The organism is Vibrio zhanjiangensis (assembly GCF_030161235.1).
Taxonomy (GTDB): Bacteria; Pseudomonadota; Gammaproteobacteria; order Enterobacterales; family Vibrionaceae; genus Vibrio; species Vibrio zhanjiangensis.
Window position 1 is genome coordinate 36,715 of record NZ_BSPW01000067.1, and the last position, 18,861, is coordinate 55,575.

Sequence of the window (18,861 nt, forward strand, 5' to 3'; positions counted from 1 at the left end):
AAATGAGGCTGAACAGCATTTCAGGAGTTTATTAATGTTACGTAATACAAAGCAACGTGGGGCAGCAGCGATTGAATACGCTATTTTAGCCGCGGCCATGTCTGTGGTTCTACTCTCATTTGTGGGTGGCAGCGATGGCAAGCTGACAAGAGCAATTGTAGGCGCCTATGACACTGTGATTGAGTCACTCGAACAGACTCAAGACTCCGGCAATTAAAAAGACAAACAAGGACAAGTCATGACAGCGAAGCGATTGATGTTGGTGTCTATCTTATTGTCAGGGATAGGGATAGGATTGCTGCTTTTAAACTCACCTAGGCCTCAGTCACCTGAGGCTAACCAAGCTGCAGCGGTGTTTAAGCGAGTTCTGGTTTCAAATCAACATATTGAAGCAGGCGATGTGTATAGCACCACCATGTTTCGTTGGCAGGCAGTGCCCCAAAATGAGTTGGATGATTATTTAGATTACATTACAGAAGATGAGCTTGAGTCTGCTCACCTTTCTACTGGGATTGCGCATATTGCGATTGAGAAAGGTCAGGTAATTAGTTCTGCGGATTTAACACCACCTAGAGGCGGTGTGTCACTGGCACTAAAAGTCAGGTCAGGTTATCGAGCTATATCTGTGCCTGTTGATCAAGTCACGGCCAACTCAGGCTTTGTTCAACCGGGAGATAAAGTTGACGTGTTACTCTTGGCGTCCAAGCTCAGTGAACTGAAAAAGTATGACAATCAGGTTGAAGGCTTATATGTCAGTACCATTGCGCATAATGTGCGTATTCTTGCTTTCAACAATTTGTCATCATCAGAAGGGTTTCAAGAGCAGCGCAGAGACTACGGCGCTAAAATTCCCGATAACAGCTCAGTCTCCCTTGAAGTTACGCCAGAGCAAGCAACACAAATTGTTTTAGCCAATCAACTTGGCCGCCTTACTTTGTCTTTGCGCGGTGCTGGAGAACCGAATTTGACCAAACCCGTTAACGCCATGATCACTTCGACGCAGCTTAACCCGCAAAGCAAAAAAATCGCACCAGATGTGGATTTGATTGAGCTTCGTCCGAATAACAAAAATAACTAACAATCTCAGGAACAACCAATGACTACATTACTGCGCTGGTGGGGCTCGTTATTGCTTCCTGGCTTGTTTTTCACATGCTTTTCATGGGCGTCGGCGCTTGAAGTGAATATAAATGAAGCGCAGATGGTGCGTTTGCCCCAAAAGGCAAAATCGATTTTCATTTCTAACACGCATATTGCTGACTATCAGCCAATGACAAATACCAAATTAATGGTGTTTGGTAAGCAGGCTGGCACAGCGACAATGACCATTTTGAATGATAAAGAGCAGGTGATTTACAGCAATAAGATCCGTGTTGTTCATGATACTCAAGAGTTAGATAGCCTGATTAAAAATCAGTTTCCTGAGGCTTCAGTCAAGACTGAATCCTTGGGTGGAAAGTTATGGCTTAAAGGCTCAGTACCCAGTCCGGCCATGGCGCACAGCATAGTGAATGTGGCGAAAGGATATCTTTCTCCGATTATTGCTCTGCAAGGCACAAGTGACAATGATTCTTCTCAGTCTGGCGACTCGTCAGCTACACAAGTCCAGCCAAGCACAGAAAATAACGATGAATTAATTAATCAACTGCTTGTCACTATGCCAACTCAAGTCAACATACGTGTTCGTATTGCTGAGGTTTCACGAAATGTCTCCAACAAACTGGGCATAAAGTGGGGCTCGGTCATGGGTGAAGGCAGCAGTGCTGAGAATATGATAGGGAGCTTTATGTATAACAAGCCATCTGGAGCCAGCAGTTGGACGAAACCTGATTTTAGCGCTTTGGTCGATGCTTTGGCGTCTACGGGTGATATGTCCATACTAGCAGAACCTAACTTATCGGCCATTTCCGGTGAAGAAGCGAGCTTTCTTGTTGGTGGAGAAGTGCCCATTCCCCTGATTCAAGGCGATACTGCAAGGGTCGAATACCGTCCTTTTGGTGTAAACCTTAATTTTAAACCCATAGTGCTCGGGCCTGATCGCATCAGCTTGAAAGTAGAGCCGGAGGTAAGCAGTGTTTCGGTGGAAAACCAAGCAGTATTTAATGGCAGTGTATTGCCTTCTTTCACCTCTCGCAGAGCATCAACCACTATCGAGTTAGCAAGCGGACAAAGTTTCGCTCTTGGTGGCTTACTGCAAAGCAGTGAAATAGAACAGTTACAAAAAGTGCCGGGAATCGGTGATATACCGGTCTTGGGTGCTTTGTTCCGCTCTAACCAATATCTGCGCCGAGAAACTGAATTGATCATTATTGCTACGGCCTATTTGGTCGAGCCTGTCCGCAGCGATAACTTGACCTTGCCGACAGATACTCTGATCCCACAAAGTGATTTGGAAAGACTACTGGCATTGCCACGCAAAAAGAGCACCACAAGCACAAGTAGTGGTAACGAGGCCTACACCGACAATCGTAAGCCACGTTTGTTAGGTGATAATGGATTTTACTACTGAGGTGTATATGAAACTAAAACTGTTTGTTTTGCCTGTTTTGTTAGTGCTCGGTGGATGCGTGCATGACCGTATCGCTCGCCAACCCGCTATTGATGTGGTCGCTGTCACCAATAAACTGACGCTTACACTCGATAACAATGAGTTATCTGTTGAGCAAATCCTTAAAGTAGAAGACTTTATTGCTAAGCGAGGTAATCCCTATGGTTTACGTGTCAAGTTAGTTAGCGATTCCGCTCAAAGGCTCGATCAGATAGAAAAATTGCGGCAAGTCCTACTGGCGCAGGGCATTGCCAACAACAAAATAACAAATGAGCGTATCAGCGCTGATCAACAAGGCGATGTTCAGGTTATTGTTGAATCATTTCGTGCCAAAGTGGCTAATTGCGGCGCCAGTAAACTGCCGCCTGTGGTGTTTAATCAATATAGGTCACATCAGGCTTTTGGCTGTACTAACGCTGCGGCTTTGGCTCAAATGGTCGCCAACCCTAAAGATTTAGTACTTGGTGAAAACTTAGGGCCTGCCAATGGAGAAAAAGCAGTGGCGGTGCTTGATGCCTATATTAGCCCTTCGACCAACAGTGATACTGGCCGAGCTACCGCGTCTAATTCCAATATCACAGCAGGTAACGAGTAATGAACGTCGATAATTTCTCTGTATTGGTTGCTGCCTCTCCTTCTCTGGATACTTATCACTTAAGCTTGGCTTTCGCTGAGCAAGGGATAACTCAACTGACTCAAGTGTCATTAGAACGCGAGCATATTATTAAAAAAGTCCTAGCAGATAACTACAAGATCGTGGCTTTAGATGTCGTTGGGATGGCACTTGAAGCTGCTCAAGATTGGGTCAGTGACATCAGTCGCCGCACAGGGTGCAAAGTGGTGGTTATTGGTGATGATGAGACAATTCCTTACTATCGCAGTGTATGCGCCGCCGGAGCCATTGAATATTTAGTCAATCCCGTTTCTCAACAGGGGCTCTCCTTGGTGGATTTTCATGGCCAAGCATCGGCGCAATTAAGTGGTCGGCGCGTGTCTGTTGTGGGCAGCAAAGGTGGGGTAGGCACATCGACAATAGTTGCAAGTTTGGCTCGCACATTAAGCCAGCGACAACATTCAGTGACAGCGGTGGATCTTGACTTTTCTGCAGGCGATCTTGACTTACATTTTGATGTGCAAGGTAACACGGCATTGGTTGAGATGTTGCAATATCCTGAACGCCTTGAGCCTGTGGTACTAGAGCGCAGTAGCATTCGTGTCGAAGCTAACCTTTCCCTATTAACGGGCTACCTCGCTTTAGACACTGATCCCTTTTGGCCAGAGAAAGGTGCACTTGAGCATCTGAGCAAATTTTGCCTCTACCATGCCGACTATATGATTTTTGATATTCCATCATTTTCGTTAAGAGATCAGGTGGGTATGAGTGCACTCAAAAGCTCTGATGTGCGTATCATTGTCGTAGAAACGAGCTTGGCATCCATTCGCAACGCAGGGCAGATATTAAGTTCACTATCTTGTGGGGGACATGCCGATCCTAACAAGGTTAACTTGGTGGTCGTCAACCATACCAAATCGGATAAATCTTCTTTGCTGACACGTAATGATATTCAGCGAGCTTTGGGCGCAGAAATCGATGTCTCAATCCCATTTGCACCGCTGCATTTTTTGAATAAAAGTGCGCTGGGTCAGTCAGCGATTAAAGGAAACCGTAAAGTCAGTCGAGCGTTCTCCTTGTTGGCGGATCATGTGGTGGGTATTGAAAGTCCTAGATCCTTTCAGTTTTGGAAGCGAGGTGCTTGATGTTTAAGTCATCTCGGGCAAAAGAAGCGATGAATAATACTCAGCCTCTCACGTCTCATTTGGACCCAATTCGTGAGCACTATCAGCTGATTCACTCGAAGGTGGTGAATGCAATTGAGGCAAGTACGGTTGTCAAACTCACTTCAAGTGAGCTTGAGTCACGAATTCTCTCCTTAGTGACCGATGTGGTTGCGACCTACCAGCTTCCGCTTGGTCATCGTGAAGTGGCCAAAGTTGTCCAGCAATTAGTTGATGAGCTTTTGGGACTCGGGCCTCTCCAGCCACTCATTGATGATCCTAGCGTGAGCGATATTATGGTCAATGGGCCAAACGAAGTGTATGTTGAAAAGCTCGGTAGGTTACATAAAACCGCGATTGAATTTCGCTCGGAAGAACAACTGCTTAACTTGGCAAGGCGCATTGTTAGTAAAGTGGGTCGACGCATCGATGAAAGCTCACCTTTGGTCGATGCACGTTTGGAAGATGGTAGCCGTGTTAATGTGATGATACCGCCACTGGCCCTCGATGGTACGTGTATTTCCATCCGTAAATTTAATCATGAAAAACTATCCCTAAGTCAAATGGCACAAAACGATGTTATGAGTGAGGGGATGATGCGTTTGCTCGATGTCATCGTACGTTGTCGATTGAATGTACTGATTGCTGGGGGAACTGGGGCAGGCAAGACAACGCTCCTTAATGCGATGTCGTTTAGTATTTCTCCTCATGAGCGCATTATTACTATTGAAGATGCGGCGGAGCTTAAGCTGCAACAACCTCATGTTGTACGGGCAGAAACTCGCTGTGAAAATGTTGAAGGACTTCGAGCAATTACCCAGCGAGAGCTGGTTAGGAATGCCTTAAGGATGCGTCCTGATCGCATCATACTTGGTGAAGTTAGAGGTGAAGAAGCCTTTGAAATGATGCAGGCGATGAATACAGGTCACGATGGGTCTTTATCTACTTTACATGCTAATTCGCCAACGGATGCCTTAGTCAGAGTTGAAAACATGCTCATGATGGCGCAATCGACGCTGCCTTTGTTTGCTTTGCGGCGGCAGATCGCTGACACGATCGATGTGATAGTACAGGTCGAAAGGATGCGTGATGGAAAACGTCGTGTGGTTACGATTACTGAAGTGATTGGTATCGAAGCTGAACAATATGTGACCCAAGATCTCTATCATTTTGATATTGCGGGTGAAGATCATCAAGGAAAAGTGCAGGGCGAATATGTAAGTGCTCGCTGTCTTCCTTCTTTTATGGCCAAAGCCCAATATTATCAGCTGGATTCTCAACTGCGTTTGGCGATGGGGTTAGCGTGATGATGATGGTGGGCATTGTTTGGTGTCTATGTATCTTGGTCATGACAGCCCATTACTGCATGCTTCGTCGCAGTATTAAAGCAAGGCTAGTAAAGTATATTCCTCAGCCGAGAGCAAGAAGCACAAAAGCGATTGTTAAGCCGCAATATTCGGGAGGTCGATTGGGTGGGTTTTACCGTCGAACTCAAGCTCTTTTGCATCGTAAAGACAAGCTGATGTTAATGTTTAGCTTTTGCACAATAGCATTTTTGGTATTTTGGTGGTTGCCACCTCAAAAATGGTATTGGCAAATTGGTTTGGCATTGTCTTGCGCGATTGGTTTGTTTGGCGCGGTTTTTAGTTTGCGTCGCAGGCAGCAAGTTGAAGAATTTGAGTGCGGAATCGTTCAGGTGCTTGGGCTGGTTAGTCGAGCGGTGGCGGCTGGTTTATCGGTTCCTCAGGCGATAGAACAGGTAGCGAATACCCAAGATGGCATCCTAGGACGAGAGTTTACCCTTATTACAGACCACTTGGCGCTTGGGATGCCGCTGCGCCAGACATTGGATCAGGCTTGCATTCGTTTACCCTACAGCACTTTTCGATATTTCACGGTGGCACTCGTGCTCAACCAAAGCAATGGTGGGCAATTACGAGATATCTTGCATAATCTGAGCAGAACAATGCATGACAATCGTGCAATGCGAAAAAAGGTTGCTAGCATTACCTCTGAGCCAAGAATGACGGCGAAATTTCTGTCACTCCTACCCATTTTCCTCATTGCAGCAATCGCGTGGATTGATGTGTCGTTATTTGATCTGCTCATCTACAGCGAAAATGGTCAATGGGTCGTTTTGTATTGCTTTATCAGTTTGGTTTTGGGTGGTTTGAGCCTTCATTCATTAACCAAAAACAGGAAGTTCTCATGATCCTAGTGCTAGCGACTTCTCTTATTGTTATTGGTGTTCTCAGTTCCATGGTGTGCTTTTATTGGGCACGGCAGCAAGACGTTGTTCAGCGCCGCCTTGCTCAGGTCAGTTGCATTTCCTTATCAGCTCATCGACACACGAACAGATGGCGCTGGAAATCCGATCCATCTCGTCGCAAACAGTTATCTTTGATTGGATTTAATCATGACTATGCTGAGACCCAGTTTGTTGTGTTTAGGTTTGCTTTCATGTTTCTAGGGGCATGGATCTGGTTTATGTTGAGAGATTTGAATGGGGCTGTGGGCGATATTGCTCAATGCATTGCGATATCAATAGTCGTGGGAATTTTGCTTGATCGCCTATTACAAATGTGGGTAGAACGCGTTCGCTGTCAAATAGCGAGAGTAACGCCTGACGCCCTTGATTTAATGGTTGTTTGTGTTGCATCTGGATTGACTTTGGAAAAAGCATTTCGCGTTGTGGGCGAGGAGATGGCTACGGTTTCGCCTGCACTTTCTCGTCAGTGGTGCCAGACAGCGACCGAAATGGCGCTACTTGATTCTCCGCTGCAAGCTCTCGCCAATTTAGACGATAGATTGGCGCTTTCGGATATCAATAATATGGTGGTAACCATGTCTCAAGCGCTGAAATTTGGGACTCCATTATCACAGGCGTTGAGCCTAATGGCGGCAGACAGTCGTCACTATCAATTGTTAGAACTCGAAGAGTGGGCGGGAAAAATCCCGGCAAAAATGTCGTTTCCGCTTGTGGTTTTGATCATGTTGCCTGTGGTGGTGATGATCGTTGCTCCTGTTGTATTAAGCCTGTTTGAAACATTGGAGAGATTATGAAGTCATCATTAATAATCTTATGCCTAGTCACCTTGATTGTCGGTTGCCAGTCAACCGAAATACCGCCCATTGATCAAGATTTACAGCTTGCGCAGACGGCACTGACAAATGGTCATGCTGACAATGCCTTAGAGATATACAAGCAAAAGCTCAAGCAAAATCCAAGTGACGCTCAGCTACTGTTTTTGGCTGGCAGTGCGTGTAACCAAGCTGCACGTTATGATGAAGCTTTGCATTATCTCAACAAAGGCAGTGCCTTGGCTCCCTCTTCAGAATTTGATCGAGAATTGGGCCGAGCATATCTTGCTTTAGGTAATATTCAAGCCGCGACAGACAGCCTGCGTAAGGCCGTTGATAATAATAATAAGGATGATGTTGCTCTGAATAGTTTAGGGGTGACTTACTCTCTGCAAAAAAACTATCTAAAGGCGCGTGACGCTTTTCAACAGGCAATAAACCTTCGTCCAGATAGCTTAGAGTATCGCAATAATCTCGCCTTGGGATGGCTTTTAGAGGGGAAAGCCGAACACAGCATTCAAATTTTGTATCCTATTTATATGCGGGGTGAGGCAACGAGTAAGATTCGGCTTAATCTGGCGTTATCTTATGCCGCCAATGGCAAGCTGGATGCGGCGAAAACGATAGCGATGGGGGAACTCAGTCAATCAGAGTTAGAGCCCACGCTCGCCTACTATCAGACTCTCGCTGAGAAGGGAATTGACTGATGACATTTCGCAGTCAGTCAGGCAGCCAGACCATTGAGTTTGCCATGGTGATTTTACCTCTAATGATGGTTGTGTTAGTTGTCTTTGAGGTTGTCCGGTTGATGTGGGTAACTATGGTGTTTGAATCTGCGGTGATGTCAGCGGTTCGTAGCGTTCGGACTATGGTTCCCTCTGCGATTGTAGAGGAGCAAATACGCACACATATTGCTGAATTTCCTTTGTTGACTCTGGAAAATATTCAAGTCGATACACCGCGTTATGCCGATAGCGTGGCATCTTTGGCTTCGCAGCAGTGGGTGAGTGCACAGTATGCTGTGGTTGCCGAATATCACATCCATTATCAATTCAGATTTCTTTTGGCTGCAAAGCTGACGCAAGCTTTTCCTGCGCTCACAACTTTGAGCCGTACTGTAATGGTGAGCTATGATGGCTGACTTTTGCAAATGTCGACCCAGCAAACAATGCGGTGCGGCGGTAATCGAATTTCCTTTGATGGTTCTCGGGCTGCTTGTGCTGATATTAGGGCTGTTCGCCGTCTACAAAATCTTGTATCTGCAAACTCGCTTAGACAGTACCGCATACTCCTTGGTGAGCGCGGCATCCCGAGCCTTAGTAGCAAATGGACATGTAAAAAGTTACCACCAAGATAGCGCAGAGCACTTAATGGTTTTGGCAAAGCCCTCAATGCCTGCAGAACTGGATCTCAGTAAATTGGGTTTAGTGCTGGAAATGCGGTTTTTTACTGAAGATCAAGCTGAAGTCATTACGCAGAGAGCGGGGAATGAGTGCCAAATTGAAAAGCCAATAGAGTCACTGGCTGAGCTTGCTCCAACTAGCCACAGTAGAGTTGCCTCTCTTGAAGGCAAAACGGCCAATCTGTATCAGGTGACGGTGTGTGTTTCTCAACCTCTAGAATCTGTGAGCCCTATTTTAAAATGGTTGGAGTTACCATTTCCCACCAAGCTTCAAAGTCAAGCGGTTGCTATTGGGAGAAGATACAGTGCGTAGGCGGGTGCATGGTTCGGTCTCTATGTCTTTTCTTGCCTTGTTGCTACCATTGCTTGCCTTGGCTCTGACCACTATTATGCTTGGACTGAATATTCAGCTTCACAATCGAGCCATGCAAGCGGCCGATGCTGCAGCATTGGCCTGTACGTACAGTGCCAGCGCAATCCCCGCACTTCCTCAGGCCTACCTTGATTATTACCAGCCGAATATCAAAGGCCTGCTTGGTGAGTCTCAGCTTGGGTCTGATTGTGAAATCAGTATCCGCTATCATCTCGATGGACCTTTTTCTCTGATCGGTATAGGCCAAGGAGCTTACTCGGCTCACTCTAACGCTTTAGAGCGTGCTTATATTCAACATGTCGCAAAAGTGACCCCCACAGAAATGGCCTTAGTTCTTGATATTTCCAGTTCAATGGCGGACTCGATAGACACGTTAAAAAGTATTCTTGGACGGGCCATTGGGCGATTCGAATACAACAACGTGAAGCTTGCTGGACGTAGAGCGGTGAGTATCGCAATTGTCCCCTTCTCTGACGGTGTTTCCGTGAAAGACCCCACTTGGGCCAATGTGCGCGGTGTGCTGTGTGCTAACGGTATCTCAAAGGACAAAAACGAGGTGTTTTCTGCCAAGCAAACCGTGGCTAATTTGGACACAACTTACTCCGAAAAAAAAGTAGAGCTTAAGGCACAAGAAAAGTTTCTATTTGATTGCAGTGGTACTTCGCCATTGGTGCCATTAACTGACAATATGAGAGAGATTAAACATGCCATCGATAATTTGGAAACGATCGGCGGAACAAGTTCATATCAAGGATTGATTTGGGGGGCTCGCCAGCTCATACCTAAATGGCGTCAAGAATGGGGTTATCGCCCTTATTCAACTCGCCCTGTACAAAAACTCATTTTGATGACAGATGGTGTTGATGCCAGCTCTAGACTGGATACGCTTATTTCGGCGGGGATTTGTGACCGTCTGGCCAATGAATTTGGTATTCAGCTCAACTTTATTGGCTTTAATGTTCCCGATCACCGATTAAAGCAATTTCGTCGCTGTGCCAATGCTGCAATAGACACTCAATTAAAAGGTCAAGTTCTGGCTGCAGCCAACAGCCAAGAATTGGATGAGTATTTTTCAAAGATGTTGTATGTCGACTACGACACGACTCTTAACTTTGGTCAGAAATAAGGTTCAGAAAATAAGGAAAATAAAATGATTAAGCCACTGGTTATTATGCTCGCTTTATGGACACCTTTTACCACATTTGCATTTCATGAAGGAGAGAACATTACACAAACTGCCTCGAATGAGTTAAAGCTGGACCCGAGTCAACTGACTATTGTCGATTTCTTCGCTGAATGGTGTGTGTCATGTCGCCATGAATTGCCAGTCGTTAATCAGTTATATGGAGAGCTATCTGGGACAGGTGTTACTTTTGTTGGTGTTGACGTTGATGAGGATATTGAAATAGGGCTCGAATTTCAAAAGTCTTTAGGGCTTAACTTTCCAGTGGTCAACGATCCAAAGCAGCAATTGATTGCAGAATTTAAACCAGTAGGGATGCCAGCTCTTTATTATCTTTATCAAGGGCAGGTCGTCAAAGTGCGTTTTGGCGCCATTACGGATATTCGTGCCGTCATCCTTGATGACTTATCCCTGCTGGGTGTGCAGTTATGAGGTTGAGTATTAGTGCATTTGTCATACTTGTTCCTCTTATGTCCAGTGCGGCATCTAACTTAGATCTCAGCCATTTGGGAAAAAAGGAGTCGCCGATCGTTGAGCCAGCTGCAGAGCGTGATGGTGTGGAAGAAGAAGTTATTTCCAGTCACGTATACTCCAGTGGCAGTTCTGAAATCGGGGTGCGGCGCAATATTGAAATGGTCAAGCCCAATACAGAACACTTAAATTTGCCCAAGCCATTATCAAAGCCTGCCAATGATGACACGTCGGTATTCGCCTTTGTCGATGAAGCACTCGGTATTGAGCCAGTAAAACCATGGCAAAAAGGCACTTTGGCCAAAAAGGAAATGAAGCCCGGTGGACCTGTTCCTGAGTTTGATTTGTTTTCGGAAAAAGTTTTTTCGTACAAACAAGGTTCGGTTGGTGGTAGTGGCGTCGGTGGCGGCGGTTGTGGTTGTAACTAAATTATCAAATTAAATAAAAATGAAAAAATTACCAATAACGCTGCTCGGAGCCGCGGCTGTGGCCAATAACGTTATGGCTGAAGATCATATTTCAGTGCACTACCTGAATTACCAAGAATATGATGACAAAGTTAAAGCGGGTGACAGCATTGTGTCGCTTGAAAAAAGCATTGGTTTAGATTGGACAATCAATCTTGAACTTGGCTATGACACTGTCTCTGGGGCCTCACCATCTTGGGGACCGACGACACCCATTGCAGGCGGTGCAGATGCCAATAACCGAGTAACGAAAACTCAGCAAGCACAAGCGATGACCGATCAAGTTATACGTGCAGGATATGATCCCAATAGCAGCAATTACAAAGTGCAGAAGTACGAACTAGAAGATACCCGTCAATCCATCAATGGAAGTGTAACTTATCGTGATGAACTTCGTAACGAATGGACCTTTGGTGGCAATTATTCCAAAGAAGAGGACTATCGAAGTATTGGTGCTAATGCAAAAGGCCTTATTTATGCGGATTCGCAAAAAAACCGTTCTTATAGCCTAGGTATATCAACTTTATTTGATGAAACTATGACCTTTGGTAAGTATGAAAGCACGGGAAATTCGCAAACTTGGCAAGATATATTCACTGGAAGTCTCGAAGCTGGGCTATCACAAACGTTTACGCCCAACTATTACATGATATTGACCGTTTTTGCCGGTTATCGCTCTGGGTATCTTAGTAACCACTATCTGACGGTGTTGCGTGAAGTCGACCTCGATGGTAACGGAAGTATAGGTTCTGATGAGGTTTTTCTCGGTCAAGATTCTCGTCCGGACAAGCGTGTTTCCGGTGGTGTGAATATTCAAGCTTTTTGGTCGATTTCAGATTCCATTGTCGTGCGTCCACGTTATAAGTTTTTCAATGATGATTGGGGGGTTAGCTCGCATCAGGTTGGAGGAAAGTTATCGTGGAACTTAAATAGCTGGTTAACATTGGCCCCGGGGTATTTTTGGTATACACAAACCGCAGCAAATTTTTATCGTGACCCAAATGGCAGTGCCCCCACTTTTGCCTCGACAGGGTATGCGACATCTGATCTGCGTTTGGGTGATTTTACGGCCAATTCCTATGAGCTAGGGTTGAGCGCGAAGCTTCATAAAAGTTTGCGCCTGAATCTTTTGGCTGCGTATTATGACCAGTCAAATGGGTTCGAAGCCCAGTGGTGGGCAGTCGGAGCGACTTATGAGTTCTAGTGTTCCATTTATACATTGTTTTCAAGCCATGACGGTGATGTGTGAAGTGCAAATCTTTGCAAACAATAACGCAAAAAATATTGCAGCCATGATAGAGTCTAATACCCGCCGTTTAGAGGATAAGTACAATTTTCATTCCTCAACATCATGGTTGAATCAAACTGTGAATCAGCGTAAAAGCTCACAGGTACCACTGGACGAGGAAAGCTACACCGTTTTTGAAGTGGTAAAGCGCTTAGTTGAGGGTACTCAGGGACTTTTTGATCCGACGATAGGCACCATAAAGTCGCTTATGAAACGCCAACCAGAGATGGTTCAAAAGGCGGCTTATGAATCGGTGAAAGAGTTTATGGGCTCGCAAGCTTGGCATCTTTCCGAGCAGTCTCTTGTGGTCAAGGAGACAAAAACTCAGTTTGATTTTGGTGGTGTGATTAAAGAATTTGCCGTCGATCAGGCCATAACCATTGCACAATCTTTCGGCGTACCCTCTGCCTTGGTGAATTTTGGTGGTGACATTCGTGCCTTGGGGTCTAAGCCTGATGGCTCGGCATTTAATATTGCGGTGAGAAATCCTAAAGAAAGAAATGAACCTTTATTCTCTGTACCGTTAGCGAATGCAGCGCTGACAACGTCGGCGCATTATGAACGAAGCTTTCAATTTGCAGATAAACAAAGTTCGCATATTTTATCTCAGCATGGCATACACCCTAAAGTACTCTCGGTGAGTGTATTGGCACCAACGGCTTTAGAGGCGGGGGCGTTAAGTACAGCGCTAACCATTAACCCACAGCTAACTTTACCTCAAGAGGTCGGGGTGGTATTCATTGACGATCATTTATCGATACATCAAGACACGGAGTTTGTCGCATGATAAAGACTTTCATTTTCGCGCTCATGGTCTATTTCCCTTTTATGTCATTAGCGCAAGACCCCGAATTTTTGCCCGTTGAGAAAGCCTTTCCCTATCAATGGTCTGTCAGTGATAGCGGTGTTCAGGTTCATTTTGCTGTCCAACCTCAATATTACCTGTATAAAGCGAGATTTAAATTTTCGTCCGATAGCCAAGTTTTGCTTAGCGAACCTCAGTTTTCCTTAGCGGGTACAGCGAAAAAAGACCAATACTTTGGCGATGTAGTGGTATTTAATCAGCCTGTGACTGTCTTGATCCCTTATAGTGGTGAAGGTCAAATTAAAGTCCGTTATCAAGGCTGCTCTGAGAAGGGGTTGTGCTATCTACCCCAGACAATCACCCTCGACTTACCACTTCGTACATCAAGTTCATTGCCAGATTTCAATTGGCAAAGTATCAGAGATTTAGCCGATGACACTGCAGGACTCTCTGAGATCTTAGTGAGTTTGCCCAGAGCTCAAGCGTTACTGATTTTCTTTTTGCTTGGGCTCGGACTTTCGTTAACGCCATGTGTATTGCCGATGATACCAATTCTCTCAAGCATTATTGGTGGTGAAGCCAAAATGACAGGCAAGAAAGGCTTGATACTGTCGAGTTCCTACGTTTTAGGTATGTCGTCAAGCTATGCGATAACGGGTATCTTGGTCACGACTTTAGCTAAAGGGGTGAACCTTCAAGCAATGATGCAGCAGCCTTGGCTATTGTCTTTGTTTGCGTTTGTTTTTATTGTTCTCGCACTCGCTATGTTTGGCTTTTACGAATTGCAACTTCCAAATGTGATTCAACAAAAACTCACCACAGAATCAGACAAAATAGGTGGTGGCAAAGTGGTGAGTGTGTTTGTGATGGGGGCTGTATCTGCTCTAGTGGTCTCACCTTGTGTCAGCGCGCCACTGGCAGGGGCTTTGTTGTATGTATCAACAACTCAAAATTGGATTCTTGGCGGGATGACTCTGTTTGTGATGGCTTTGGGTATGGGGGTTCCACTTATCTTGGTTGGCATCAGTGGTGGCAAGTGGCTTCCAAAATCTGGTCCGTGGATGGTGGTGGTTAAGCAACTGTTCGGTGTTTTGTTACTGGCTGTGGCTATTGTTCTAGTCAGTCGGTTTGCTCCATCTTGGCTCACCATGTTATTTTGGGCGATGCTGGCTATCGGTAGTGGGATTCATTTTGGTGCGTTGGACGCCGCTCAGCTTGGATGGGCAAGAGCGCGAAAGTTTGCCGCCTTTATGTCGTTATTTTACGGTCTGATTGTTTTCGTCGGTATGTTGCTTGGCTCGCAAGATCCTCTCAAACCACTAAAGCGTATCTCCGAATCAAGTGGCGGTGAAACAAGCTCACAACTGGCTTTTACTAAAGTAAACTCTGTTCTCTCTCTGCAGCAAAACTTGGCTTTAGCTAAGCAACAAAATCAGCGCGTTGTACTGGACCTTTACGCTGATTGGTGTGTGTCGTGTAAAGATATTGAACAAGAAGTCTTTGCCCATCCTTCGGTACTCGATAAATTTTCTGACTGGAAGGCCATCAAGTTTGATGTGACTCAAAGTACAAAAGAGCAAATGGCTTGGTTAGCAGAAAGGAATGTATTTGGTCCACCTGCAGTGTTTTTTTATAACTCGAGTGGCTTGGAATTCCCTGAGCAGAGAGTGGTGGGGGCGATAGGCCTTGAGCACTTTCAATCTGTGATGTCTCAGTTGTGATTTCGCTGAGGTGAGCTGAAGGTTTAAGCAGATAGGTATTTGTGCTTGCGGTCACTGCATATCAAGTCACTCTCATACTATAGTTGTCTAACAGAGTACCGATCAGGTGGTAATAGCTGATGGAAGGAGTTGTCGATTTTAGTCGCTGGCAAAAAGAACATATCCGTACCCAAGAAGAGCTGTACCAGCTGTATGCGGAAGTCAAAACATATTATCAAAGTGACCCATGTTCATCCTACGAAGGGCGTATTGAGCGACTAAAAACGCTTAAACGAACTTTGATGGATCATCAGGATGCTCTTGTGGATGCTTTGAGTTTGGACTACGGCTCTCGCACACGCTTTGATAGTCTTATTTGTGACTTATTCCCAGCCGTCGCGCATATCAACTACACGATCAAACACCTCAACAAGTGGATGAGGCCAAGTCGACGAAAATCAGGATTATTGTTATTTCCCTCATCCGTGAGAGTTGAGTATCAACCTCTTGGGGTGGTCGGCGTCATGGTTCCGTGGAATTTTCCTATCTTTCTCAGTATTGCTCCTATAGTGACTGCGATTGCAGCAGGCAATCGAGTGATGGTTAAATTAAGCGAACATACTCATCATACCAATCAAATATTGAGTAATATTTTCACCAGCGTGGACGGACATATTTATCCGGTTGAAGGTGAGATTGATATTTCAAGCTATTTTTCTAAGCTGCCATTTGATCACCTTATTTTTACGGGTTCAACCCCGGTGGGTAGATTGGTGGCCGCTGCTGCAGCAAAAAATTTAACGCCAGTCACCTTGGAGCTTGGTGGTAAGTCTCCGGTTATCATAGACAATGACATTGATTTAAGATCCGCAGTGGATGCGGTGTTACTCGGTAAATCGATTAACTCTGGGCAAATTTGCGTTTCACCTGATTATGTGCTTTTGCCAAAGGGTAAAGAGCAGGCCTTCGTTGATCTTTATCTCAAACGTTTCCAATCCTTGTATTTGCAAGATAGCGATACGACGTCGGTTACGCATATTATAAATTCACAGCAGTACAAGCGGCTTAATCTTATGTTAGAAGACGCAAAAGCTCGCGGTGCTGGTATCCATACCATCAACAATATGGAGCTGGAACAAGGGCAGATGTTGCCACATCTTATCACAGGTGTTACCGAGCATATGCAGGTCATGCAGCAAGAAATATTCGGTCCTATTTTACCTGTGATTGGTTATCGTCATCTGAATGAGGCACTCAGTTATATTAATTTTAATCCTCGCCCCTTAGCTTTATATTTGATGTCAACGGATAAAGTATTGCAGCGTCAAGTGGTTGAACAGACGCATAGTGGTAGTGTGGTCATAAACGACACCTTACTTCAGGTCGCGGTTGAAGATGCCCCTTTTGGTGGTATTGGAGCATCAGGTATTGGTCAATATCATGGTAAAGAGGGCTTCTTGACCTTTTCCAAAGCAAAAACGATTCTATATACACCAGCTTGGTTACCAAGAAGTGCACTATTACTCCGCTACAGAAAGATGGCTGAAAAGCTCCTCAGTTGGTTGTTTATTCGCTAATGGGAAGCGGTAATTTTTCTTTTGAGTGACCCCATTTGGTTACGGCAACTATTATCGTAAGTACGATCAATAGGAGGTTGATACTCCCTGCTATCGCTTCAACGAATAGGGCATTGTCTAAGGCGATTAGATCACCTAGATTGAGGGACTCAATGGAGTCTTTAATTGCTGGTAGTATAACGAAGTGAGTATTGAACATAATCAATAGAAATCCGAATATTTTGGCTTTTTTCCAACCTTGAAAAGACTTTTTACTGAGCATAATGCCACTGAATCCGACTATCCATAGAGCAGGAATCGTCAAATACTGAGTACCAGTTAAGACAACGTCTCTGCTAAAGCTGAAGTTGTTTTCCCCACTGAGAATACCAATTAGAACATAACTAATAATGGTCCCTAGAAATACAGACAATGCGATTACATGGACTATTTTAAATATACTTTTCATTGTTTTACCTTTGTTATATAAGCCAAAATAATTTACATTGCAATTGTTGCATATGCAACAATTGCAATGTAAATTATTTTGGGTTTAGCTTTCATCTATTGCGGTTTGATGATGCGAGGAGTTAGGACATGGGTTAATATGGGCTGTGTTGTTTAACCGAATAGTCAATCGTTGTGAGTGAAGAATTTAATAGAGAGGAAAGCTTTGGCTGGTTGGTTAATGCCATGGCTCACCATATGTCTAAATCCCTAGATGCCCAATTAAGAAAGCATGGTTTAAGTGTTGCACTGTGGCCTACTTTGATGTGTTTGTGGGAGCAAGAAGGCGTTACGCAAAGAGAAATCGCGAAAAAGTCAAAGGTAGAAAGTTCAACGACGACTCGAACGCTAGATAAGTTAGAAAAACTAGGCTTAGTCCAAAGGCAAGTTGATCCAAATAGTCGCAGATCCTTTCGTATCTATTTAACGGATAAGGGGCGAGCCCTACAAAAGGAAATTACGCCAATTCCACAGTCGGTTAATCACCATATTTTGAGTGCTTTATGCTCATCTGAGCAAAAAGAGATGATACGTTTACTACAAAAGTTAGTGGCTAACATTGAGTGATGACTGGTGGGTTATTATATTTCCATAGGTCAAGAAATTATCTGCTATGATGTATTTCCTTTATTTAACAATCACTTTCATTCCATTTCATCTCAATTGTTGCTTATCTATATAAAAATCAAAATAAAGTTACTTTGTCATACAGGCTTCAACGAATTGAAACACAACTGTCATAATTGAGTCCTAAAGTTAGCATCGAACAAGCTAAATACAGAGGCAATGGTGCCAAGTAAGGAAATTGTGATGAAAAAGACAGTTATCGGTGCAGTCGCACTTCTAGGTGCAATGGCAGTGACGTCCGTTTCTGCTAAGGAAACGATCTCTGCAGTGGGCTCTAGCAGCGTAACGCCACTGATGGAAGTTTTCTCTGAAACATACATGAAAACCAACTCAAACGTATTTATTGAGGTACAAGGTCCTGGTTCGTCTGCTGGCGTTAAGGCTGCAAAAAATGGCTCAGCCGATCTTGGCATGTCGTCTCGCAACTTGAAAGCGTCAGAAAAAGAGCCTGAGCTGAAAGAATTGAAAGTTGCACTAGATGGTATAGCCGTTGTTGTTAACCCTAAAAACACGCTTAAAGCGTTAACTGCTGAGCAAGTTAGTTCAATCTACAAAGGTGAAGTGACTAACTGGAAAGAAGTGGGTGGTGACGACAAGCCAATCGTAACAATTACTCGTGATACTGCATCAGGCACTCGCGGTGCGTTTGAAGAAATTATGGCGCTGACTAAGAAAATTTCTGGTCAAAAAGTGTCTGCCATTTCACAGCGAGCGCAAGTGGCAAACGGTAATGGTGCGTTAAAAACGATGGTGGCCTCTAACCCATACGCTATCGGTTATATCTCTCTAGGTACCGTCGATAGCTCGGTTCATGCGCTACCTATTGATGGTGTTGAAGCTAACGTCGATAATGTGAAAAATGGCTCTTACAAAGTGGCTCGTCCTTTCCTTGTGCTATACAAAGATGGTAAGCCATCGGCTGAAACGCAAAAGTTCCTTGACTGGATGCTGACTCCTGAAGCTCAGGCTTTGGTTGACAATCATGGCTATATTTCAGTCCAGTAATGTATTCACGCTTTTATTGCTCAGCCCACTTTGGGCTGGGCTTTTGCTTTACTTCGAGCAGACCTAGTTTGT

At 44.7% G+C, this 18,861-nt stretch carries 21 protein-coding genes; 20 read left to right on the forward strand and 1 reads right to left on the reverse strand.

Features of this window, described 5'->3' with window-relative positions:
- The first annotated feature begins 34 nt into the window (after positions 1-34).
- From QQK21_RS14885 to QQK21_RS14970, 18 genes are all read left to right on the forward strand, one after another.
- The gene (locus QQK21_RS14885) at positions 35-217 is read left to right on the forward strand and encodes a Flp family type IVb pilin (RefSeq protein WP_114784101.1); all 183 of its coding nucleotides are present in this window, start codon (positions 35-37) and stop codon (positions 215-217) included.
- A 21-nt stretch (positions 218-238) separates the two neighbouring features.
- Positions 239-1,078: a Flp pilus assembly protein CpaB gene (gene cpaB / locus QQK21_RS14890; protein WP_284192974.1), complete on the forward strand. Its 840-nt coding sequence runs from the start codon at positions 239-241 to the stop codon at positions 1,076-1,078.
- Positions 1,079-1,096: 18 nt separating this feature from the next.
- On the forward strand, positions 1,097-2,509 hold the full coding sequence (locus tag QQK21_RS14895) for a type II and III secretion system protein family protein (protein WP_284192975.1): 1,413 nt from the start codon (positions 1,097-1,099) through the stop codon (positions 2,507-2,509).
- A gap of 7 nt (positions 2,510-2,516) precedes the next feature.
- The gene (locus QQK21_RS14900; protein WP_284192976.1) at positions 2,517-3,143 is read left to right on the forward strand and encodes a CpaD family pilus assembly lipoprotein; all 627 of its coding nucleotides are present in this window, start codon (positions 2,517-2,519) and stop codon (positions 3,141-3,143) included.
- Positions 3,143-4,306 carry a nucleotide-binding protein gene (locus tag QQK21_RS14905; protein WP_284192977.1) on the forward strand — a complete coding sequence of 388 codons (1,164 nt, stop codon included), beginning with the start codon at positions 3,143-3,145 and terminating at the stop codon, positions 4,304-4,306. The genes QQK21_RS14900 and QQK21_RS14905 overlap by 1 nt, the downstream gene beginning before the upstream one ends.
- On the forward strand, positions 4,306-5,631 hold the full coding sequence (locus QQK21_RS14910; RefSeq protein ID WP_431313121.1) for a TadA family conjugal transfer-associated ATPase: 1,326 nt from the start codon (positions 4,306-4,308) through the stop codon (positions 5,629-5,631). Before QQK21_RS14905 ends, QQK21_RS14910 begins: the two co-directional genes overlap by 1 nt.
- Entirely contained in the window at positions 5,631-6,536 is a 906-nt protein-coding gene (locus tag QQK21_RS14915) for a type II secretion system F family protein (protein WP_431313123.1), read from the forward strand. The genes QQK21_RS14910 and QQK21_RS14915 overlap by 1 nt, the downstream gene beginning before the upstream one ends.
- Positions 6,533-7,387, forward strand: coding sequence for a type II secretion system F family protein (locus tag QQK21_RS14920; protein WP_284192979.1), 855 nt, complete (start codon positions 6,533-6,535; stop codon positions 7,385-7,387). Before QQK21_RS14915 ends, QQK21_RS14920 begins: the two co-directional genes overlap by 4 nt.
- A complete protein-coding gene (locus QQK21_RS14925) occupies positions 7,384-8,112 on the forward strand; it encodes a tetratricopeptide repeat protein (protein WP_284192980.1) in 729 nt (242 codons plus the stop codon). Before QQK21_RS14920 ends, QQK21_RS14925 begins: the two co-directional genes overlap by 4 nt.
- Complete coding sequence (locus QQK21_RS14930; RefSeq protein ID WP_284192981.1) at positions 8,112-8,546, forward strand: TadE/TadG family type IV pilus assembly protein; 435 nt, start codon at positions 8,112-8,114, stop codon at positions 8,544-8,546. The genes QQK21_RS14925 and QQK21_RS14930 overlap by 1 nt, the downstream gene beginning before the upstream one ends.
- Positions 8,536-9,120 (forward strand): tight adherence pilus pseudopilin TadF, encoded by a 585-nt coding sequence (tadF, locus tag QQK21_RS14935; RefSeq protein WP_284192982.1) that lies wholly within the window; start codon positions 8,536-8,538, stop codon positions 9,118-9,120. Before QQK21_RS14930 ends, tadF begins: the two co-directional genes overlap by 11 nt.
- Positions 9,113-10,306: a vWA domain-containing protein gene (locus QQK21_RS14940; protein ID WP_284192983.1), complete on the forward strand. Its 1,194-nt coding sequence runs from the start codon at positions 9,113-9,115 to the stop codon at positions 10,304-10,306. Before tadF ends, QQK21_RS14940 begins: the two co-directional genes overlap by 8 nt.
- A gap of 24 nt (positions 10,307-10,330) precedes the next feature.
- Positions 10,331-10,795, forward strand: coding sequence for a TlpA family protein disulfide reductase (locus QQK21_RS14945; RefSeq protein WP_284192984.1), 465 nt, complete (start codon positions 10,331-10,333; stop codon positions 10,793-10,795).
- The gene (locus tag QQK21_RS14950) at positions 10,792-11,262 is read left to right on the forward strand and encodes a DUF4266 domain-containing protein (protein ID WP_284192985.1); all 471 of its coding nucleotides are present in this window, start codon (positions 10,792-10,794) and stop codon (positions 11,260-11,262) included. Before QQK21_RS14945 ends, QQK21_RS14950 begins: the two co-directional genes overlap by 4 nt.
- A gap of 19 nt (positions 11,263-11,281) precedes the next feature.
- A complete protein-coding gene (locus tag QQK21_RS14955; RefSeq protein ID WP_284192986.1) occupies positions 11,282-12,505 on the forward strand; it encodes a DUF3570 domain-containing protein in 1,224 nt (407 codons plus the stop codon).
- Entirely contained in the window at positions 12,495-13,376 is an 882-nt protein-coding gene (locus QQK21_RS14960) for an FAD:protein FMN transferase (protein WP_284192987.1), read from the forward strand. The genes QQK21_RS14955 and QQK21_RS14960 overlap by 11 nt, the downstream gene beginning before the upstream one ends.
- Positions 13,376-15,115: a protein-disulfide reductase DsbD gene (dsbD, locus tag QQK21_RS14965; RefSeq protein ID WP_431313124.1), complete on the forward strand. Its 1,740-nt coding sequence runs from the start codon at positions 13,376-13,378 to the stop codon at positions 15,113-15,115. The genes QQK21_RS14960 and dsbD overlap by 1 nt, the downstream gene beginning before the upstream one ends.
- Positions 15,116-15,234: 119 nt before the next feature.
- On the forward strand, positions 15,235-16,671 hold the full coding sequence (locus tag QQK21_RS14970) for a coniferyl aldehyde dehydrogenase (protein ID WP_284192989.1): 1,437 nt from the start codon (positions 15,235-15,237) through the stop codon (positions 16,669-16,671).
- Here the strand turns inward: QQK21_RS14970 and QQK21_RS14975 are convergent.
- Positions 16,661-17,119 (reverse strand): hypothetical protein, encoded by a 459-nt coding sequence (locus QQK21_RS14975; protein ID WP_284192990.1) that lies wholly within the window; start codon positions 17,117-17,119, stop codon positions 16,661-16,663. The two genes, QQK21_RS14970 and QQK21_RS14975, sit on opposite strands and share 11 nt — an antisense overlap.
- Before the next feature lie 173 nt (positions 17,120-17,292).
- Between QQK21_RS14975 and QQK21_RS14980 the strand changes: the two genes are divergently transcribed.
- Together QQK21_RS14980 and QQK21_RS14985 are read left to right on the forward strand one after the other, a co-directional pair.
- On the forward strand, positions 17,293-17,724 hold the full coding sequence (locus QQK21_RS14980; protein WP_284192991.1) for a MarR family winged helix-turn-helix transcriptional regulator: 432 nt from the start codon (positions 17,293-17,295) through the stop codon (positions 17,722-17,724).
- 243 nt (positions 17,725-17,967) lie between these two features.
- Positions 17,968-18,789 carry a phosphate ABC transporter substrate-binding protein gene (locus QQK21_RS14985; RefSeq protein WP_284192992.1) on the forward strand — a complete coding sequence of 274 codons (822 nt, stop codon included), beginning with the start codon at positions 17,968-17,970 and terminating at the stop codon, positions 18,787-18,789.
- Positions 18,790-18,861 lie beyond the last annotated feature (72 nt).

What these genes read in the sequence shown, in the direction of transcription:
- QQK21_RS14975 (WP_284192990.1), bottom strand. Translation starts at nt 17,119, where the DNA reads ATGAAAAGTATATTTAAAATAGTCCATGTAATCGCATTGTCTGTATTT.
- QQK21_RS14920 (WP_284192979.1), top strand. Translation starts at nt 6,533, where the DNA reads ATGATCCTAGTGCTAGCGACTTCTCTTATTGTTATTGGTGTTCTCAGT.
- QQK21_RS14960 (WP_284192987.1), top strand. Translation starts at nt 12,495, where the DNA reads ATGAGTTCTAGTGTTCCATTTATACATTGTTTTCAAGCCATGACGGTG.
- QQK21_RS14985 (WP_284192992.1), top strand. Translation starts at nt 17,968, where the DNA reads ATGAAAAAGACAGTTATCGGTGCAGTCGCACTTCTAGGTGCAATGGCA.
- cpaB (WP_284192974.1), top strand. Translation starts at nt 239, where the DNA reads ATGACAGCGAAGCGATTGATGTTGGTGTCTATCTTATTGTCAGGGATA.
- QQK21_RS14905 (WP_284192977.1), top strand. Translation starts at nt 3,143, where the DNA reads ATGAACGTCGATAATTTCTCTGTATTGGTTGCTGCCTCTCCTTCTCTG.
- QQK21_RS14915 (WP_431313123.1), top strand. Translation starts at nt 5,631, where the DNA reads ATGATGATGGTGGGCATTGTTTGGTGTCTATGTATCTTGGTCATGACA.
- QQK21_RS14950 (WP_284192985.1), top strand. Translation starts at nt 10,792, where the DNA reads ATGAGGTTGAGTATTAGTGCATTTGTCATACTTGTTCCTCTTATGTCC.
- QQK21_RS14895 (WP_284192975.1), top strand. Translation starts at nt 1,097, where the DNA reads ATGACTACATTACTGCGCTGGTGGGGCTCGTTATTGCTTCCTGGCTTG.
- QQK21_RS14970 (WP_284192989.1), top strand. Translation starts at nt 15,235, where the DNA reads ATGGAAGGAGTTGTCGATTTTAGTCGCTGGCAAAAAGAACATATCCGT.
- QQK21_RS14930 (WP_284192981.1), top strand. Translation starts at nt 8,112, where the DNA reads ATGACATTTCGCAGTCAGTCAGGCAGCCAGACCATTGAGTTTGCCATG.
- QQK21_RS14925 (WP_284192980.1), top strand. Translation starts at nt 7,384, where the DNA reads ATGAAGTCATCATTAATAATCTTATGCCTAGTCACCTTGATTGTCGGT.
- QQK21_RS14945 (WP_284192984.1), top strand. Translation starts at nt 10,331, where the DNA reads ATGATTAAGCCACTGGTTATTATGCTCGCTTTATGGACACCTTTTACC.
- QQK21_RS14910 (WP_431313121.1), top strand. Translation starts at nt 4,306, where the DNA reads ATGTTTAAGTCATCTCGGGCAAAAGAAGCGATGAATAATACTCAGCCT.
- QQK21_RS14885 (WP_114784101.1), top strand. Translation starts at nt 35, where the DNA reads ATGTTACGTAATACAAAGCAACGTGGGGCAGCAGCGATTGAATACGCT.
- QQK21_RS14955 (WP_284192986.1), top strand. Translation starts at nt 11,282, where the DNA reads ATGAAAAAATTACCAATAACGCTGCTCGGAGCCGCGGCTGTGGCCAAT.
- tadF (WP_284192982.1), top strand. Translation starts at nt 8,536, where the DNA reads ATGATGGCTGACTTTTGCAAATGTCGACCCAGCAAACAATGCGGTGCG.
- QQK21_RS14900 (WP_284192976.1), top strand. Translation starts at nt 2,517, where the DNA reads ATGAAACTAAAACTGTTTGTTTTGCCTGTTTTGTTAGTGCTCGGTGGA.